Source organism: Acinetobacter sp. UBA3025, from assembly GCF_002367915.1.
Lineage (GTDB): Bacteria > Pseudomonadota > Gammaproteobacteria > Pseudomonadales > Moraxellaceae > Acinetobacter.
This window is the reverse complement of the sequence record NZ_DFDO01000324.1, coordinates 1-1,094: the sequence shown is the minus strand read 5'-3', so window position 1 is coordinate 1,094 and position 1,094 is coordinate 1. Positions and strand designations below refer to the sequence as shown.

Sequence of the window (1,094 nt, the reverse complement as noted above, 5' to 3'; positions counted from 1 at the left end):
CGTTAAAGCTGATAGTTTTTACTAAAAGATAAAATCATGAAATAAAGGCTTAATCATCTAAAAATGAAAACAAGTTTTTAAAAAACTGATCCAGACATTTGAGTTTTATAAGGCAAAATTAATTTCTTTATACAGTTACAATCCTGTCACCAGGCTATACAGAACGCCTAAACTTATATCTTTGCCCGTCCTATAAACTATATAACTCAGAAGTACTTAAAATTATTTCCACATATAAATAGTGGCAAAAATCTATTTCATATAAAAGGTCATGCTGCCAAGATTTCCTATCTTTTCAGCCATGACTGGCAAACTTCTATTTTAAAAGATATCTCTCTACAAAATTGTTAAGGAGTAAAACATGGGCTCTTCAGAAAAAAATGCTAAAGCTATGAAAATTGATATTGGTATTTCTTACGAAGACCGTGCCAAAATCGTCGAAGGTCTATCTAAATTATTGGCAGACAGCTATACCCTCTATTTGATGACCCACAACTTTCACTGGAATGTCACCGGACCACAGTTCAATAGTCTGCATAGCATGTTTATGACCCAATATACTGAACAGTGGAATGCTCTTGATTTGATTGCAGAACGTATCCGGGCTTTAGGCTTTGCCGCACCCGGCACTTACCAGCAATTTGTTAAGCTGACTGCTATTAAAGAAGTAGAAGGTGTACCAGATGCCCAAGAAATGTTGCGTTTATTGGTAAATGCTCATGAAACGGTAGCTCGTACCGCACGCAATCTTTTTGAAGTTGTTGATGAAGTCAACGATCAACCGACTGCAGATTTAATCACGCAACGTCTTGATGTGCATGAAAAAACAGCCTGGATGTTAAGAAGTACTTTAGAGTAATTAATTTTTCTCATCGAGAAAACAACTGTAAAATCAGAAAATTAGCTTTTCCTAAAATAAATAAGTGTTCAAATTTAATTGATATCCTTTTGAGCACTTATTTATCCCACCTTTCACCCTATAGTGAAGGCTTTGAAAAATAAATATTTACCTTTTAAAAGATTATTTTTTAATCAATAAATCTTTATTTATTATCTATTTAATTATATTAGGCTAGATAGAAAATTTAGCTTTT

The 1,094-nt window shown here is 33.1% G+C and carries 1 protein-coding gene; it reads left to right on the top strand.

What is annotated here, in order from left to right:
- Positions 1 to 361: 361 nt before the first annotated feature.
- Positions 362 to 859, top strand: coding sequence for a Dps family protein (locus tag B4J23_RS13775; RefSeq protein ID WP_004783133.1), 498 nt, complete (start codon positions 362 to 364; stop codon positions 857 to 859).
- Positions 860 to 1,094 lie beyond the last annotated feature (235 nt).

What these genes read in the sequence shown, in the direction of transcription:
- B4J23_RS13775 (WP_004783133.1), top strand. Translation starts at nt 362, where the DNA reads ATGGGCTCTTCAGAAAAAAATGCTAAAGCTATGAAAATTGATATTGGT.